Source organism: Haladaptatus litoreus, from assembly GCF_900156425.1.
Taxonomy (GTDB): domain Archaea; phylum Halobacteriota; class Halobacteria; order Halobacteriales; family Haladaptataceae; genus Haladaptatus; species Haladaptatus litoreus.
Genome location: NZ_FTNO01000004.1, coordinates 238770 through 253575 on the forward strand (window position 1 = coordinate 238770; position 14806 = coordinate 253575).

Below are 14806 nucleotides of genomic sequence, written 5' to 3' on the forward strand. Positions count from 1 at the left end.
GGTGATTTGCTTTCAGCACGTGTTCTGAGCGTCGCAATTGTTCTTATTAGCAAAATCGTGTGTTGTGTCGACACCAAGCAAACTATTAACTTTCTAGACGAGCGTATGTCTGTTGGAGGCGATATCAATGGCGCCGATTCCACACTTTCCGTCGGATGAACCAAGTGATGAGGACGCGCCCGACCTTAACGACTTAGTCGATCAAATATTAAACGGCGGAGATGACCCAACGCCAACGGTTACTGATTGCAGGTGAAAAAGCCGCGCCCTTCAGGGCGGAAAGGATTTCAGGCTGGTGGTTGGATTTCCGTACCGTTGGTAACTGCGAGGGTGAGAGCACCCTTTAACACAACCTGTGACCCCTGTTCACTCAGATTGATTTCTGGGGGCTCGACGAGAACAGCCTCATCAAGCCGAGATTTGATGGGTTCTATCACGTGTTCTGGATTGTTAAGCGCAACAGCACCACCAATACTGATGGCAGCGGGGTCATATGCATGGACGATGTTCGCTACGCCAACAGTGTTAAAGTGTGCAAGCCGATCGATAACGTGATCTGCAAATGCATCCGTTCCACTGTGTTCGAACAGGTGTTTCGCGGAGAACTCAGGACGATCAATGGGAAGGGCAGTTTCGACCGGATTCTCCTGATGAAGAGCACGAACGAACTGGGGAATATTGTTTCCTGAACAGTATGCCTCCCAATGTCCGTCCTGTCCACACCCGCACTCCATGAAGCCGTGGACATCGATAGTCATGTGACCCATCTCACCGGCATTCCCGTCCCGTCCTGAAATCACGTCTCCGTCGGCAATTATCCCCACGCCGATACCAGAAGAAATCGTAATATAGACAAGATTCTCAGCACTCGGATACGTGTAAAATCGCTCGCCGATAACACCTGCGACGGTATCATTGCGAAGATGGACATTATCGGTATCTAAGATCGTCGAGAGTGGATCGACAAGCGGAATTGATCCGATTTCAGTGGACACATTCGCTGGTACTGTGATAACGCGAGCGGTTGCGTCCATTGTCCCCATGGATGCGATCCCAGCCCCATCGATGTCCGTCGGTTGTACTCCCGCATGATCGCACGCCTCCCGAACAACGCGGAGAACCGTATCCGTAACCGCTTTCCCTGTTGGCCCGTGCGGGGTCTCGTCTTGTGCCCTGCCGAGGATCTTGGCTGTCTCATCGCTGACGACCGTACGGATGTTAGTTGCGCCGAGGTCAACGCCCACAAAGTACATTATTTCGATTTAGCCATCCACAGTACTTAATAATGGCTATAGGAGTCTTTATCATCTCCTCTTCTGAAATCAATCCTTATGGATCAGATTTCTTTCGGCACTGGGGGTTGGCGGACAACACTAGACAACTTTACCGATGATCGAATCCAGATGGTCGGGCAAGCTGTTGCGACGTATCTTCGTGAAACGCAGGGGCAAACGGATAGATCAGTTGCGATCGGTTATGATGCTCGTAAACGATCGAACGCAGCCGCAAAGAGCCTTGCAGACGTGCTCTCTGCAAACGGGTTCGATGTGCTTCTCACTGCTCGGGATGTGCCGACTCCAACGGTAGCATACGCGGTTGCCGATCGAAATCTCGCAGGTGCCCTTATTGTCACCGCATCGCACAACCCACCCGAATATAACGGCGTGAAGTTCGTACCCGAAGATACTGCATCGCCGTTGCCCAGCGTCACCGAAACCATCGAATCTTACCTTGAACCTCCGACTTCCCTCCCAGAGGCAAAACATGGTTCGATCGAACGGTTCGATCCAGTACCGGCGCATCTGTCCAGAGCCATCAATCTCACTAATCTGTATTTTGAGGCTGACCTCTCCGGGTTGACAATCGTCTACGATGCAATGCATGGAAGTGGTCGTGGGATTACTGACTCCCTGTTGGAGTCAGCTGGTGCAGAGGTCATTCGCCGCCGCTGTGAACGCGATCCAACGTTTGGCGATGTAGCCCCTGAGCCGAATCGGGACACTCTCCAGGGTCTCGCCACCGCAGTCGAGGCAAACAATGCAGATCTGGGAATCGCGAACGACGGAGATGGTGACCGAATTACAGTATGTACTCCTCAGAGAGGGGTCCTCTCTGGTCATCTACTATTTGCAGGGTTGTATGAGGCCTTGCTCTCAAACAGTGAGATGAGTGGACCGGCGGTACGAACCGTCTCAACAACCTTTCTTATCGATAGAATTGCCGACGCGTACGAGACAACCGTATACGAGGTTCCAGTGGGGTTCAAATGGGTTGCTCGGGGACGTGATGAACACAATGCACTCCTCGCTGGTGAGGAATCCGGTGGGTTCACTATCAAAAACCATATTGGAGAAAAAGACGGGGTTTTCGTAGCGCTTCTTGCCGCTGCAGCAACAGCACTCGAACCGTTTGATGATCGACTTGACCGTCTCTTTGAGACCTATGGCCGAATCTATGCTGATAAAATCAATATTGACTGTCCAGAGGAGAAGAAAACAAGTGTCTTAGTAGCACTCGAGGAGTCGATCCCCGAGACAATTGTTGGACAGCCGATTGTCGAAACAATCACCCTGGATGGATTCAAACTGCTATTGGCAGATGGTTCGTGGATTCTTATTCGACCAAGTGGAACTGAACCAAAACTCCGAGTATATGCTGAAACGACCAACGCCGAACGACTCACGTCGCTCCTCACTGCAGGTCGTGAACTTATCGAGTCCGTTATTGACCGAGATCCAAAGCGCTGATTTGCCCGACAGACGATCTCAAATGACTCGTTTTGCCGTTACGGCTGCAAGGACACTTCCACCGATCATCGTCGGCAGCCAATAGACAAGACCACGAAAAATCAGCACTGCTGCAACCACAATCGCAGACTCAACACTAGTGACGGAAACAAGCAAAGCAATAAGCACTGATTCGATGCCTCCAGCACCACCCGGAAGAGGAGTAACGCCGGCAATGGCACTGATTGGAATTGCAAATAGCACAACTGAAAACGGGATTGTTGTGCCAATCGCATAAAATGCTAGCCATAGTGCGCTTGCTTGGAACAACCAGCCGGCACCCGAATAACCGAGTGCAAACACCAGCTGTAACGGACTCGTCGCAATTTGTTCAATTGTTTGAATGAAGTGACGAATCCGATCTTGAATTGTCTCTCGATTTGGGGCAGAGATTCGCGGCACGATACTAGCGATTCGATGGGAAACCATGGCAAGAGCAGCAGAAAGATGGTGTTCGACGGCTCTACGAGAGACCCAGAGATAATAGCCACCACCAAAAATGAGTATTCCAAGACCACAAAGGAGAATCGCAGCAGATTTCATATGAGAGGTAAGAGTGAGTACGGTTGCGTAGTACCCAATGCCGATCACCGCGAATACGAACGAAGGCACAAAATTGAGCGTATCAACGCTTGCAATTGCCGCTAATCCAGTTTCATATTTTGTTTTTGAGGCTTGTGAGATAAGATAGGCAGTAATCGGCTCGCCACCAGCTTGACCAAACGGTGTTACGTTATTCGAGAAGGTGGCACCTGAAAAGAGAAAGAACGATCGCGGGATAGACAGTGAAACATCTAACACGCGAAGAACCGTTCTGAGCGACAAACTCCACGCAAGCAACCATCCAAGCACTGCAACCACTGCGAATCCGAGGATTGTCTTTTCTGCCTGCTGTAAGGCAGTAAGAACAGGTTTGATGTCGATAAACAGGAATAAAACTCCGAAGACAGGAATCGTCAAGAGCAATCCAAAGAACGATTTTTGGATAAGAGAGCGATCCATACTGGCGGTAGCGTAAACGATGGATATGTCTTTTTTGGATTCTGTCCCATCTCGTATTTTGCGTTACAGGAAGGAATAGGTAGCAGGTTGGAATGACTCACCGCTCGCTATTGGCTAGACCAAATGTGCAGGGTCTTCTTACTAATTATATGATACTATTATTTCATTGTCAAACACACAGAGATAACCTCAGGTACACCATATATTAGTGACAATGAAATTGCCATAAACGAAGAGAACGATCCCCTTATTCGATATCTGTCACAGACTCACGGTAGCGTCCCGTACGAGCGTGATTTGGTGAGGTTAATCTTCTAGATATTATTCAATGTGTACTACCTCATGAAAATAAAAACTAGCTTGAAAATCGAAACAGTCAGCGGCCATTATCAAGAGCGGGAGCCAGCGGTGGAGTGCAATGAAATGGAAACAACTCGCGGTTTGCATACTCGTTGGCGCAGTGCTTATGATGCCTGCAACGATGAGTGCAACAGCCACCAGTGATGACCCAGCAACAAGCGTAAGCAACGATGGGGATGGAAAACACCACGTCGAAATAAGCGATGGAACGATTCAAATTCAAGATACACACCTTTCAGGACCAGGATTACCAACCACATCAATTGACCATCAAACATTCACGATTGATTCATCGACAATCACGATTGACGGAATAACGTTCACTATTGACGGTCATACGCAGACGGTCGGTCAGGTATCCATCACGATAAGCGATGTTGGCATTGTTCTTGAAAATGTGTCGATGAGTTCCACCTGATACAGACCGATCGCGCAGATCTCCGTCTTTAGGCGATCTCAAGCGGGGCATAGTCTGCCCAGTCCTTATTTCTGGAGAGGGGTCGAATAACAAACCTCTTTGTTTGTAGAAGGTTTATTAACTAGCTATGGCAGCGACCCGTGACCGACTCTCACAACAGGGCTGGACTTCCTCCCGAATCGGCATTCACCTGTGTCTCAGTAGGGCACCTACATTTGAGTGATGGCATCTTCCACAACCATCCTCAATTCCTCGGTCTTACTTGTCGGAGCAAGTAACTGGATCAAGGAATTTGCGGATATACTCAACATTCGTACCGAAGCGGCGATACAAACCGTTGAAACAGGAACAGCGGCACTCAATGTATTCCAAAATGGGACACTCGATTGTATTATTACAGAATATACACTCGATGGAATGACAGGCTTAGAGCTCCTCAAGGAGATTCGAACAGAGACCACTACCCTCCCTGTGATACTGGGGACCGCTTCCGGGAGCGAAGCAATTGCCAGTGAGGCTATCAAGGCCGGCGTTACCGATTATGTCACGCTCACCGAAGCAACTGATCAGATTCAAGAGGAGCTGCTCGATCGAACGGAATACGCTATTCGATCTGCACAGCGATCGGCTACCCAACGAGAACGCGCTCGACAGTTTGATGCGATCTTTAATGATTCACGGACGGCAACGTGGGTACTCGATCCAGATGGTTTGCTCACCCGCACAAACCAGACAGCACGTGAAATGATCGATGCTGATGTCGAAGCTGTTATCGGCGAACCATTCTGGGCGCTCCCGTGGTGGTCACAATCGCCGGGAACGAAATCGGATGTCAAACAGATAGTAGCGAAAGCGCTCAATGGGTCGTTTGGTAACGCGGTTGTTGTACAGCCATCACACGTCGAGAATTCACGCGTTATCGATCTCTCTGTTCGCCCTGTTGAAAACGAACGTGGCGACCTCGTCTCGATTGTCGTTGAAGGCGTTAACATTACCGACCGAGTTGATCTTGAGCAAAGTCTCCGTCAATCTGAGAAACTCCATCGTGTCACACTCAACAATATGACAGACACCGTCCTTATTACGGATGAAGCTGGCGAGTATACCTATGTCTGTCCCAATGTGCACTTTATTTTCGGCTATACGGCCGAGGAGATCCGAGAACTAGGGACGATTACGAACCTTCTGGGAGAAGATCTCTTCGACCGTGATGAACTCGCGAAAAACGGTGTTCTCAAGAATATCGAGTGTACAGCAACCGACAAAGCCGGTCGAGAGCATACGCTTTTGATTAACGTTCGTGAAGTCTCGATTCAGGATGGAACACTTCTCTATAGCTGCCGTGATATCACAAAACGCAAACAACGCGAAGATGCGCTTGCCACATTGCAAGGGACCGCCCGTGATTTCCTCTATGCCGAAACCCATCAGGAGATTGCCCAACACATCGTCAACGATACACCTGGAGTTCTCAATCTAGATGCAAGTGCGGTGTATCTCTTTGACGCTGATTCTAACAGTCTTCGACCCGCAGCCCACTCGTCGACGATGAAAGCGATGAACGGGCCGCTTCCAACTGTTCACGCCGATGGAGAAACCCTTCCGAGTTATAGTTTTGTCGAGGACAATGCACTGTTTTTCGATGATGTCCATCAGGCAGAGAAGCTCGAAAACCGGGCGACTGACCTCCGGAGTACGACCTACATCCCACTTGGAAACCATGGCGTGTTTATCGCTGGAACAGACCATGTTGGTGCGTTTGACAGTGTTACCCGAGAACTCGCTGACTTGCTTGCCGCAACTGCAGAGGCAGCGCTAGACCGCGTCACACGGGAGTCACGACTCCGCGAACAGGATCGAACCCTTCAACAACAAAATGAGCAGCTTACTTCCCTCAATCGTATCAACGAGACGATTCGAGAGATCGATCAAGCACTCGTCCAGGCAGAAACCCGCGAAGAGATCGATCACACCGTTTGTGATCTATTGACCGATGACGATCGGTTTAAGTTCGCCTGGATCGGGGCGGTCGACCCAACAACGGATACCGTCGATCCACGAGCGTGGGCAGGAAGTGACCAGGGGTATCTAGACAGCCAGTCGTTCACCGTTGGAAAATCAGGTGTAGAACCAGTAGGACAAACGGCAGCGACTAATGAAGTAACGATGGTGACGAACGTCGCCGCTGGCCTCCGCGATGAACTGTGGCGAAAGGACGCTCTTGCTCGGGACTTTCTCTCCGTGTTGAGTATTCCGCTCGTGTACAACGACCTTACTCACGGAGTTCTGACGGTCTATGCAACGACCCAAGATGCGTTCGACGAGACGGCGAACGCGGTTTTGGCAGAGCTCGGTGAAACCATCGCGTCCGCGCTGAGTGCGATCGAACGGAAGAACGCACTGCTCACGACATCTGTAACCCGTCTTGAATTCGTGATCGATGACCCAACGTTCGTCCTCTCACAACTTGCTCAGGCCGCGGCATGTACACTCTCATATCAAGGCGGTGTCCAGCAATCCACAGAGGGGAGTTATGTATTCGTCACCGTCGAGGATGCATCTGTGAAGGACGTTGCAGAAGCTGCTTCAGAGCTAGTCGCAATCGATGACGTGCACCAGATTAGCGCAGATGGTGAAAGCGGGGTCTTACGATTACGACTTACACAGCCGTTTCTCGCGCTAGAATTAGCCGACCATGGCGCGGTCTTCCGGGAGGCAACTGCTAATCCGACCGCCACAACGCTCGTTATTGAAATTCCGGACAGTATCGATGTCCGAATGATTACACAGCTTATCCGTGAGATGTTCTCCACCGTCGAACTGCGCGGTAAGCAGACGCTCGACCAAGCGATGGAACACGACCTTTACTCAAAGTTCCTCGAAAAGCTCACGGAGCGACAATTGGAGGTAATCCAGACAGCGTACTATAGTGGCTTCTTCGAGTCACCACGTGAGAGTACGGGAGAGGATGTTGCGGAAACATTGGGGATCTCTCCACCTGCATTCTATAAACATGCTCGGACTGTCCAGCGGAAGCTGTTTGCAACGCTCTTTGATGAACACAGCCCCTCAATAGCTCCTTCTCCTGATGGGGTTAAATAACAAACCGCCCGTTCAAAGAGTGGTTTAGTAATTAACTACCAAATATTCCCTAATACACCCATTATGCATTTGTAGAGTGTCCAGACTTGCTGGCACTCACAACTCAACAATGAGAGACGCTGAAATTGATCCTAACGGCGAACGTCCGTACGAATGCTTTGCGTGTGGAAATATTATTATAACCGATACCAATCCAGTCACGTGTCCGGATTGCAGCAACCCAATGCGAAATCGGCAGACGCCGCTTGAATGACAATGGCATCGACATCCAATAGCAACCTCGATACGTCCACAGACGAGAAAGTAGCGTCATCTGAATCGGAATCAGCGCTCGAAACGGCCCGACGACAGCTGTATCATGCTGCTGCCCATCTCGACATCGATTCGAACATCGTCGAACGGCTCAAGTATCCCAAGAAAGTCCATGAGGTGACAGTTCCAATTAAGCGAGACGATGGAACGGTTGAGGTTTTCACGGGCTACCGAGCGCAACATGACAGTGTCAGAGGGCCACACAAAGGCGGACTTCGCTATCATCCTGAAGTGACCAGAGATGAATGTGTCGGGCTTGGAATGTGGATGACCTGGAAATGCGCCGTCATGGATCTCCCGTTCGGGGGTGCCAAGGGAGGTGTTGCTGTCAACCCAAAGGAACTGAGCTCAGCAGAAAAAGAGCGGCTTACTCGCCGATTCGCACAGGAACTCCGCGACGTTATTGGCCCCAATCATGATATTCCCGCTCCTGACATGGGCACTGATCCACAGACGATGGCGTGGCTGATGGATGCCTATTCGATGCAGGAAGGCGAAACAACACCGGGCGTCGTCACTGGCAAGCCACCGGTCATTGGTGGCAGTGAAGGCCGTGAAGAGGCTCCCGGGCGAAGTGTTGCGATCATCACACAGCTTGTCTGTGAGTACTATGATCGCCCGCTCGATGAAACAACAGTCGCGATCCAGGGCTACGGAAGTGTCGGTGCGAATGCCGCTCGACTCCTCGATGACTGGGGAGCAACAATCGTCGCAATCAGCGACGTGAACGGCGCAATGTATGATCCAGAGGGGATCGATACGGCGTCTGTTCCCTCGCATGATGAAGAGCCAGAAGCCGTCACGAAGTATGCGGACAACGTGATCTCGAACGACGAACTGCTCACGCTCGATGTCGACGTACTCATCCCTGCTGCCCTTGGAAACGTACTCACTAAAGAGAATGCAGAGGCGGTCGCTGCAGATCTGGTGGTCGAAGGCGCCAACGGGCCGACGACCTCTACAGCAGATTCAATCCTCGCAGAGCGAGATGTTGCCGTGATTCCCGATATACTTGCCAATGCTGGCGGTGTCACGGTGAGCTACTTTGAGTGGCTTCAAGATATCAATCGCCGCGCATGGTCGCTTGAACGGGTGAACGACGAACTGGAAACAGAAATGCAAGCTGCCTGGCGTGCTATCAAAACGGAATTCGAACAGCGTGACGTTACGTGGCGTGATGCAGCCTATATCGTTGCACTCTCACGGATCGCAGAAGCCCATGAAGCACGTGGACTATGGCCATAATCCAATTTGAGTATGACCTCTAAACTCTCAATGAACCACCTCAGGATCCAGCCCCGAGGCTTCCCGTGGGTTAGTCGGACATTCCCATCCGGCCATCAGCCTAATAGCCTCGGGCAGTCGAGTGGGTTACGGTTGGGGCGTCCACAACCCCCAATGCCTGCCGTCGCACCTTCCGAATAACGGGAAGGCTGTTGAAAGCAGGCACATTCCAATTCTGATTCTTTTCGATGTCTTTCACGACGATGTTGACGCTTGCACCACGGTCGCTGTGGTCCTGATGCCCACAGTCCCGACACTTGAACCGCTTCTTGTTCTGGTTTGCTCACTCGGTGTGTTCGCACATCGGACACCGCTGACTTCGGAGCCTCGAAAGCAGAGGATAGAACACTCCGAAGCAGCACCTGTGGAGACTGCGCTTTCTATAAACACAATTATGTCTGTAAAGCGCGGTGTGGAAGCAGGGAGACTACCTTCAAGGAGCGAACGGCGTCAGCCATGAGTGAGTAGGGTGAAGTAGTTCAGCACCACATTTCATAAGAAGCAAGTACACAGAGATTAATAGAAGACGACTCATGGTCAACAAAGCCACCATTTATGATGAGTTGGGTGTTTCTCGTGTAATTAACGCGGCAGGCACGAAAACACGCATTGGAGGAAGTCTTATTCGTCCAGAAGCTGTCGAAGCAATGAGTCGGGCAGCAGAGTCATTCGTCCGACTCTCGGATTTGCAGGTTCGTGCGAGCGAACTTATCTCGGAGGTGACTGGCGCGGAGGCGGGCTATGTTGGCAGTGGAGCAGCCGCTTGCATGACGCTCGCCGCAGCCGCCGCCATCGCTGGCAACGATCTTGGGGCGATGTCACGGCTGCCAAACACCGAGGGGATTCCGGACGAAATCGTGATGCCGAGAACCCACCGCAACGGTTACGATCACGCATTTCGGGCAGCGGGTGCGCGCATCGTTGACGTCGGAAACAACGACAACTACCTCGGCACTGGAGCCAACAGCACCGAACTGTGGGAAATTGCCAATGCTATCACTGAGGACACTGTCGCTGTCGGGTATATGCAGAAAGTATACAGCACGCCACTACTGGAGGAAGTTGTCGAAATTGCCCACGAGCACGACGTTCCGGTCATCGTTGATGCAGCTGCAGAAGTGCCACCACGGGAAAACCTCTCGACATTTATCGACGCAGGTGCAGACATGGTTGTCTTTAGTGGTGGAAAAGCCATCCGAGGCCCTCAAACGACAGGAATCCTCGCAGGCAAACACGAGTACATCCGTTCGGCCGCGCTTCAGCATCTGGACATGCACGTCGCCGAGTCAGTTTGGGAACCTCCGACCGAATTATTCGACAAAGCAGACCTCGATGGAGTTCCCCGACAAGGTATTGGCCGATCACTAAAGGTGGGAAAAGAAGAAATTGTTGGTCTCATTGCGGCATTGCAATCGTTTATCGAGGAGGATCAAGACACGCTAAACAAAGAGTGGGAATCCCGGCTTGATATCATTGACAATGAACTCGCGAACCTCGTTGGCGTGACGACGAGGAGAGAACCAGGCGGAAAGCTAATGGTAGCTCCTGAGACATATGTTGAAATTGACCCCGAGACGGCCACGCTCGACACTATCGAACTCGTTGGTTCTCTCCGAAAGGAGAATCCCCGAATTTTCGTTGGCTCTGACGATCTCCTTGAAGGCGGGTTCACCATCAACCCAATGTGTCTTACCGACGAGGAAACCGAGTACGTCACCAAGCGGATTCGAAGCTACCTCGAGTGACATCCTCCCATGCCGAAAGACACGGGCCTCTCACACCCATCAATGGGCGGTTCGTTGGGATATTTACGGTTCACACCCCGACGAGGTGCTGCGTCTGTTTGTATTTCTTCCATACGTCATTCATGACGAACACAGCAGTACTCTTAGACTTTAATATTATCAAACTAATTATATCGCACATAAAGTGGTGTGGAACACGCCATCTAAACGATACCAGAATGGTCTCTTCGTTGACGCGATCTCGTCTGATGAATCAGTCGACATAGCCGTGTTGTCCAGTAAGCCTAACCCGCCCGGATACGAATCAACTTTCGAAACCGAATCATGAATCTCATGCGCCTCCTCGACGAGTTGCGTATCCTCAGTCAGAACGGATTAGAGTACGCCGATAATCCGTACGACAAAGAACGCTATGAACGGATACTTACGCTAACGAGTCAGTACTATGGAAAGGCACTCTCGCTTCCCCCCGCCGAAGTTCGCAACCGGTTTGCCGCCGAATTCGGACATATCACACCAAAGGTGGGTGCAGAAGCTGCGATATTCAACTCCGCGGGAGATATCCTGTTGATGCAACGCGTCGACGATGGCACGTGGTGTCTGCCCTGTGGATGGGTCGACCCAAACGAGTCGCCTGCCGACACTGCAGTCCGAGAGACGAAAGAAGAGACGGGGCTCAACATCGAAGTGGCCAAATTGATTGATGTATACTATCACGCTCCGAGTGACGAATTCGGTCCACACGGCCGCATTGACGTACTGTATCACTGCTCAGTTGTCGGTGGAACACTCGAATTATCGGACGAAGGTGAGGCACTCGAATACTGGAATATAGACGATGTTCCTGACTGGCACAAACAACACAAGACGTATGCGGGGGACGCCGAGCATATGCGGAGCAAGAATGCATAACGTATATTTTGCATTTTGATGGCGGAACGGCTATATTAATGCCTCACATCTTTTCGGTGAAATGGTTCGACCGGCGATTCAACTGTACACGATCCGTGATCTCGAAGAACCGTTAACTGAAACGCTCCACCGCGTCGCCGATACAGGATACGAAGGCGTTGAGTTCGCTGGATTCGGCGACGAGTCGCCCGAAGCTATCGCTGACGCGCTTGATGACGCTGATCTCAAACCCGTCGGTGCCCACGTTGGCCTCGACATGCTTCAGACCGACTACGAAAAGACAGTTGAGTCATACCGGATCCTGGGTTGTGAGCGTATCGTTATTCCCTCCTACGGCGAGGATGGCTTTACTTCCAAATCTGCAGTTTCGGAGGCTGCAAATCGACTCTTGACGCTTGCAGACAGCCTCGTCGACGACGGCTTCGAAGTACACTACCACAATCATACCTACGAGTTTGCGGAGTTAGCGGGCAATTTTGACACCGCATACGACGCGTTTGCCGCACAGACGGACGATCGACTCGGTCTTGAGTTCGACGTTGGACTTGCACGTCACGGTGATATCGATCCTGTACTGTACCTTGAGCGTTATTCCGATCGAATCTCGCTGATTCACCTAACCGATACGATCCCGGGCGATGACGACTCGCTCCATGTTGATCTCGGTGAAGGTGTTATTGACCTCAATGCGTGTGTTCGTACAGCCGTCAACGCCGACGCAGAGTGGCTCATCTACGAGAACGGGCTGACAACTAACCCAATGGAGACGCTCACCTCAAGCACGGCTCGTATTCAAAAACTGCTTGATACTGCTTGATTTTCTGCGATCCACCCAATCGTGACAATAACATGTGAACGACCGAACCTGCATCTGGTACGAGTTCACAATACTTATCCGAGGTGCTATGGGACGTATCCCTATGTCTCGCATCGTCACGGTTGGAAGGAGGGCGGCGGTGCAAGCGCATGCTGACCGTTATAAACAGTTCGACAAAGCAACTGTCTGTGGCGCCGTTGGATCCGCGGATGAGTCATTTGATGATCTCGACGCACCAGTCTACGATTCAATAGCCCACGCCCTTCGCGATGATGACGTAGATGGAGTGGACATCTGTGGGCCGGGCGCAGCCTACGACGACACTCTCAATACGGCTCTTGATGCCGGAATACCAATTCGCTGTGATCCGCCATTCGCGCTTGATGAGGCGCAGTTCGATCGACGTGTCTCAGGAGCATCGAATGAGAACGGGTGGTTAATGGCGCACTCCCCGCACCGCTTCTCACGGCTGTACAGCCGACTCCGATCGGACGTTGAAACAGGTGCTATCGGAACAATTGGCGTCGCCAGAATCAAGCGAACCGTACCATTTAGCGGGCCCGGATGGAATACCTCGTATGACGGCATCACAGCCGCTACCGGCCATGTAGAGGCGCTTTGTTCAGTCCTTGCGCACGATATCGATATTCTTGACTGGACATTCGGTGCTGTTGGACGTGTCTTCGCTCGAGCTCGCTCTAGCGAGCGATACGACCACGCACATGCTGTACTCACGTTCCAAGACGGTGGACGAGCGACCATCGAAACGACATGGAGCAAGAAATGTACTCCTTCACCATGCGTCAATGTCGAGTATAGCGGCAATCACGGACGTCTCAATTTCAATGAACGCGATGCATCAACTGCACTCCAAGAAAAGTCAGTGCCGCTGAACGGAGATCCACCGGAAGACGACTGTCGGGGTCGATTGCTGCAGGAGTTCGTTACTCATATTCATGACAATGAAAAGCCCTCGTCAAATATCACACCAATCAATCCCTCGCGAGTCACAATCGCTGTGCGTCGGTCTGTTGATGAGGGACTACCGATTACGATTGCGGAGGAGTCGTTATGACCGTTCCGATTGGTATTTGTTCGACTGCCCACGTCAACGCCGGGGTGTACGCAGCCCTTCTATCGAAATTTTCAGAAGTCGATCTTATTGGAATCTCGGAGCAAACAACTGACCAAGCGCGCAAACGGGCGAACGCCATCGGTACGTCGGCGATGTCACATCGCGAACTAATGCAGGTAGCCGAGGGGGTTGTGATCTGTTCGACAACTGCTGCTCACGACGAGCTGATCGACCTTGCACTCCAGCATAACGTTACTATTCTTTTGGAGAAACCGATCGCAACGTCACTTGCAAAAGCAAAGTCAATACAGAACCGGTGCGACGAAAGCGACGTAGTCACGGGAATGGCAATGCCGCTTCGTTATAGTCACCCAATGCGGCAACTCAAAGAGCGATACGAAGCAGGATCGATCGGCGAACTCGTCGCTGTTTCGGGAGTCAACCGCGGTCGGATGCCGGGAGGATGGTTTGTTAACCCTGAATTGGCCGGTGGGGGAGCCATTGCCGACCACACAGATCATATCATCGATATCGTACGTTGGATTACTGGTGAGGAGGTTCAAGAGGTATACGCCGAAACGGACACCCGATTCTATGATATTCCAGTTGAAGACGTGAATTTGTTGTCGATGACGCTCTCGAACGGTGCATCGTTCTTTCTCGATGGGTCGTGGAGCACGCCGCAGAAGAACTCGTTTTGGGGTGACGCTAGGGTCGAACTCGTAGGGACAAAATCAACGCTTTCGGCGGACTGCTTTGGCTACCAATACACACACGTCAAAGACACCGCTCATGGAAAACACAATGAATCCATTTACTGGGGTGCTGACCCGAACAACGCTCTGTTGCGCGATTTCATCATGTCTATCCGGGGTGAGTCTGCCCCTGCGACGACCCTCGAAGATGCCGTACGGACTGCTGCAGTTATTGATGCTGCATATGAGTCAGTCGAACAGGGTGAACCGGTCGGAGTTGAATATTAGATAATAATTA

Annotated in this window: 12 protein-coding genes and 1 pseudogene; 10 read left to right on the top strand and 3 right to left on the bottom strand. The window is 51.5% G+C overall.

The features are described from left to right. Positions 1 to 287: 287 nt before the first annotated feature. Entirely contained in the window at positions 288 to 1253 is a 966-nt protein-coding gene (locus tag BW974_RS17405) for an ROK family protein (RefSeq protein WP_076431507.1), read from the bottom strand. Positions 1254 to 1331: 78 nt separating this feature from the next. Between BW974_RS17405 and BW974_RS17410 the strand changes: the two genes are divergently transcribed. Further along, a complete protein-coding gene (locus tag BW974_RS17410; protein ID WP_076431508.1) occupies positions 1332 to 2747 on the top strand; it encodes a phosphohexomutase domain-containing protein in 1416 nt (471 codons plus the stop codon). Between the two features lie 18 nt (positions 2748 to 2765). Here BW974_RS17410 and BW974_RS17415 read toward each other — a convergent pair whose 3' ends face one another. Further along, complete coding sequence (locus BW974_RS17415; RefSeq protein ID WP_076431509.1) at positions 2766 to 3788, bottom strand: lysylphosphatidylglycerol synthase transmembrane domain-containing protein; 1023 nt, start codon at positions 3786 to 3788, stop codon at positions 2766 to 2768. Positions 3789 to 4206: 418 nt separating this feature from the next. Here BW974_RS17415 and BW974_RS17420 point away from each other — a divergent pair, with 418 nt between their 5' ends. The 4 genes from BW974_RS17420 (at position 4207) to gdhB (ending at position 9225) form a co-directional block, all read left to right on the top strand. Further along, on the top strand, positions 4207 to 4566 hold the full coding sequence (locus tag BW974_RS17420) for a hypothetical protein (protein WP_076431510.1): 360 nt from the start codon (positions 4207 to 4209) through the stop codon (positions 4564 to 4566). A 222-nt stretch (positions 4567 to 4788) separates the two neighbouring features. Then, positions 4789 to 7668: a bacterio-opsin activator domain-containing protein gene (locus BW974_RS17425; RefSeq protein ID WP_076431511.1), complete on the top strand. Its 2880-nt coding sequence runs from the start codon at positions 4789 to 4791 to the stop codon at positions 7666 to 7668. 109 nt (positions 7669 to 7777) lie between these two features. Then, positions 7778 to 7921 carry a rubrerythrin-like domain-containing protein gene (locus BW974_RS24860; protein ID WP_139328921.1) on the top strand — a complete coding sequence of 48 codons (144 nt, stop codon included), beginning with the start codon at positions 7778 to 7780 and terminating at the stop codon, positions 7919 to 7921. A 2-nt stretch (positions 7922 to 7923) separates the two neighbouring features. Continuing rightward, complete coding sequence (gene gdhB / locus BW974_RS17430) at positions 7924 to 9225, top strand: glutamate dehydrogenase GdhB (protein ID WP_076431512.1); 1302 nt, start codon at positions 7924 to 7926, stop codon at positions 9223 to 9225. Positions 9226 to 9325: 100 nt separating this feature from the next. Here gdhB and BW974_RS26630 read toward each other — a convergent pair. Next, positions 9326 to 9583 (bottom strand): annotated as a pseudogene (locus BW974_RS26630) (zinc ribbon domain-containing protein); the annotation flags it as partial. Between the two features lie 214 nt (positions 9584 to 9797). On the opposite strand from BW974_RS26630, the gene BW974_RS17440 reads away from it, so the two are divergent. The 5 genes from BW974_RS17440 to BW974_RS17460 all read left to right on the top strand — a co-directional run bounded on the left by BW974_RS17440 (position 9798) and on the right by BW974_RS17460 (position 14796). Continuing rightward, on the top strand, positions 9798 to 11009 hold the full coding sequence (locus BW974_RS17440) for an aminotransferase class V-fold PLP-dependent enzyme (protein WP_076431513.1): 1212 nt from the start codon (positions 9798 to 9800) through the stop codon (positions 11007 to 11009). A 324-nt stretch (positions 11010 to 11333) separates the two neighbouring features. Beyond that, positions 11334 to 11921 (top strand): NUDIX hydrolase N-terminal domain-containing protein, encoded by a 588-nt coding sequence (locus tag BW974_RS17445; protein WP_076431514.1) that lies wholly within the window; start codon positions 11334 to 11336, stop codon positions 11919 to 11921. A 61-nt stretch (positions 11922 to 11982) separates the two neighbouring features. Continuing rightward, positions 11983 to 12738, top strand: a complete 756-nt coding sequence (locus BW974_RS17450) for a sugar phosphate isomerase/epimerase family protein (RefSeq protein WP_076431515.1) — start codon at positions 11983 to 11985, stop codon at positions 12736 to 12738. 103 nt (positions 12739 to 12841) lie between these two features. After that, positions 12842 to 13813: a Gfo/Idh/MocA family protein gene (locus BW974_RS17455; protein ID WP_076431516.1), complete on the top strand. Its 972-nt coding sequence runs from the start codon at positions 12842 to 12844 to the stop codon at positions 13811 to 13813. Next, on the top strand, positions 13810 to 14796 hold the full coding sequence (locus tag BW974_RS17460) for a Gfo/Idh/MocA family protein (RefSeq protein ID WP_076431517.1): 987 nt from the start codon (positions 13810 to 13812) through the stop codon (positions 14794 to 14796). Before BW974_RS17455 ends, BW974_RS17460 begins: the two co-directional genes overlap by 4 nt. Positions 14797 to 14806 lie beyond the last annotated feature (10 nt).